The organism is Proteus sp. G2300, assembly GCF_009915965.1.
Lineage (GTDB): Bacteria > Pseudomonadota > Gammaproteobacteria > Enterobacterales > Enterobacteriaceae > Proteus > Proteus vulgaris.
In genome coordinates this window covers 1-3,467 of sequence record NZ_JAABNK010000019.1, presented here as the reverse complement: position 1 = coordinate 3,467, position 3,467 = coordinate 1, and the positions used below count along the sequence as shown (strand labels likewise).

At 38.8% G+C, this 3,467-nt stretch carries 2 protein-coding genes and 1 pseudogene; all 3 read left to right on the top strand.

What is annotated here, in order from left to right:
- The coding region (locus tag GWI97_RS09600; protein WP_202609415.1) for an RHS repeat-associated core domain-containing protein at positions 1 to 1,900 on the top strand (1,900 nt) is incomplete at its 5' end.
- 22 nt (positions 1,901 to 1,922) lie between these two features.
- Complete coding sequence (locus GWI97_RS09595) at positions 1,923 to 2,666, top strand: hypothetical protein (protein WP_087803042.1); 744 nt, start codon at positions 1,923 to 1,925, stop codon at positions 2,664 to 2,666.
- Between the two features lie 112 nt (positions 2,667 to 2,778).
- Positions 2,779 to 3,467: pseudogene (locus GWI97_RS09590) on the top strand (RHS repeat-associated core domain-containing protein); the annotation flags it as partial.

The following is a 3,467-nucleotide window of genomic DNA, read 5'->3' as shown; positions in this document are numbered from 1 at the left end:
TCATGAGCTACGTTATCATTATGATGAGACAGGATTAGTCACCGAACAAAGCATTTGGCTTGCTGATGATATTGAGCATAAATGCCTTTCTACAACCACGTATCAATACAATGAACGTTTGCAACTTATTCGTGCCACCAATCCTGATTCGGTGGTGGAATTTGAGTATAACGACCAAGGACATTTATGTTGCGAGCGTATTAATGGACAAGAGATTACGCATCAATGGGATGAGAAGCACGATATTCTCACTCAAACCCGCTTTGGTGAGCGTGAGCTTAATTATGCCTTTGGTCAACTTCATGAACTGACTTCCCTGCAAGTCAATCAACATGCCCCTTTGCAATTTAGCTACAACGCCTTAGGACAAGAGTTTTTACGCCAAAGCAAAGCGGGTTTTGCTAATTCTAGCCATTACACCGCCACCGGATTATTGGCCCATCAACGTGCAGGACGGGGAACGGAGTCCTTTTTACAGTCATTACACGATAATCCACTTCAACCACCTATTTCGACCGATGTTCATCGAGGTTATCAATACGATAAAGCCTTTAATCTGGTCAATATCGATGATGCTCGCTGGAACCGCACACAATATCGCTATAACGCCAACGACCAAATTGTTGAAACCCAATACAGCAACCAGTTTGAACGCCAAAGCGAGAAGTTTCAGTACGATAACAATCTCAATATCACAGAGCATCAGTTTATTCCATCTGATGCGCATGGTGCGTTTTTACAACTGGCGCAGCAGCAACAAAAAGGCCGTGTCACTCGCCGTATCACCGCCAAAGGTTATCAAGACTATCACTACGACATTAATGGTCGATTAACGCAAAAAGTGGTTCATCAACACGGTTTTCGAGCAAAAACGTGGTATTACCAATGGAATACGCTTAATCAACTTATTGCCTGTTTTAATCCTGAAGGGGAATGCTGGCGCTACACGTACGATGCTTTTGGGCGACGCCTCAGTAAAAGTAAGGTAGTCGATAATCGCCCTATTTCACCGCCCAATTCACCGTTTAAAAATAAACGCATTCAGCGTGTCGATTACCTATGGTCTGGCGACCAGATGGTGCAAGAAACCCCTATTTATGCCGATGGCACACTGGCTTATGATTCTCAAATTCAGTGGCTCTATCAACCCGGTGAAATTACTCCAACAGCCCGTTATCAACGTGGAAAACTGCATTATGTCGTCACTGACCATCAAGGCACGCCACGAGAAATCTTTAGTGAAAAAGGGATTGTCAGTTGGGCAGGACGTTTAAATACCTGGGGGCAAATGGTGTTTTGGCAATCTCATGATGATTATGCCGATAACGACTCCGAATATACCGAATGTCATTTTCGGTTTGCCGGACAATATGAAGATAAAGAAAGTGGCTTGTATTACAATCGCTTTCGCTATTATGATAAGGACACAGGGCAATATATTTCACCAGACCCCATAGGATTATTAGGGGGCTTTAATCCGTATGGGTATGTGCATTGTCCAGTTGGGTGGGTTGATCCGTTTGGGTTGGCGGGTGAGGATTGTGATAAGCTTCTTAAGTTGTCATCATTCAATCCAGTACCTAAAAGTATTAGGCAAGAATATGAAAAAATTATTACTGGTGAAGGTACACCAAGAGTACATGCTAATACAGGGATTCAAAAAACCTTAGAAGATAGAAAAGGAAAAACCAATAAATTCTGGATTGGTGCAAAAGAGTGGCGAGTTGTTCATACTGGAAAAGGTGTCGACCCTCACCATCGTATTCTTGAGCAGACATTACCAAATGGTCAAAAAGTATATGGGTATGTATTGAATCATGATTATGAAAAAGTCTATAAATTTCCGAGCCCATGGTATCCCGATGGTGGTAAATATCCAGGACATAAACCAACTAAATAATATTTAACTTAAGGCGAGCATAGTGGAACATACAAAATACTATATATGTATTAATGGGGTGGAAATTATCTCAGCATATAATCTTGATATCTTAGACTTAAACCATATTGACAATGAGAATATATTTTTTCTTCTAATTAAATCAGATGAAATAAAGATTTCCGACAGTATCAAAATAAAAACAAATGACATAATTAACATATCATTTTATATAAATAACACATGTATTTATGAGTTTGATAGTAATTTGTTAGATAATGAAATCAAGTTAAATGAAGGTCAAAATTTATCATTAACGATAAAAACAACTGATTTACCACCATTGGCTATTTCTAATATTTTAAAAGAATGGGAAAATGGAAATGAAATATTTTACTGGAGAAACAATAAATGTGAAAAATCAAAAAAAATATGGTTAAATTCATGCCTATATTGGCAACAAACATTACCATCAAATAAAAATATAATATTAAACCCTCACATTAATTTAGATGACGTAAATAACATTCTTGATTTTTTCTGTATGCTTGGCGAAGCATTTTGGGGAAGAAAAGGATATATTGGAAAAGATTTCTATGGATTTAATGATCTATTAGGCGATCTCACAGCAAACGGAAATAAAATAAATATTTATATTAAAAATGATAAAAAATTAAAAGAATTTCTGGAACGAATTAGTCCAATTAATCATAGTTATTATGATGTTTTTATGTCCATTCTAGTAGATAATGATTGTAATATAATAAATGTAGAAAATAAGTCATGAGCTACGTTATCATTATGATGAGACAGGATTAGTCACCGAACAAAGCATTTGGCTTGCTGATGATATTGAGCATAAATGCCTTTCTACAACCACGTATCAATACAATGAACGTTTGCAACTTATTCGTGCCACCAATCCTGATTCGGTGGTGGAATTTGAGTATAACGACCAAGGACATTTATGTTGCGAGCGTATTAATGGACAAGAGATTACGCATCAATGGGATGAGAAGCACGATATTCTCACTCAAACCCGCTTTGGTGAGCGTGAGCTTAATTATGCCTTTGGTCAACTTCATGAACTGACTTCCCTGCAAGTCAATCAACATGCCCCTTTGCAATTTAGCTACAACGCCTTAGGACAAGAGTTTTTACGCCAAAGCAAAGCGGGTTTTGCTAATTCTAGCCATTACACCGCCACCGGATTATTGGCCCATCAACGTGCAGGACGGGGAACGGAGTCCTTTTTACAGTCATTACACGATAATCCACTTCAACCACCTATTTCGACCGATGTTCATCGAGGTTATCAATACGATAAAGCCTTTAATCTGGTCAATATCGATGATGCTCGCTGGAACCGCACACAATATCGCTATAACGCCAACGACCAAATTGTTGAAACCCAATACAGCAACCAGTTTGAACGCCAAAGCGAGAAGTTTCAGTACGATAACAATCTCAATATCACAGAGCATCAGTTTATTCCATCTGATGCGCATGGTGCGTTTTTACAACTGGCGCAGCAGCAACAAAAAGGCCGTGTCACTCGCCGTATCACCGCCAAAGGTTATCAAGACTA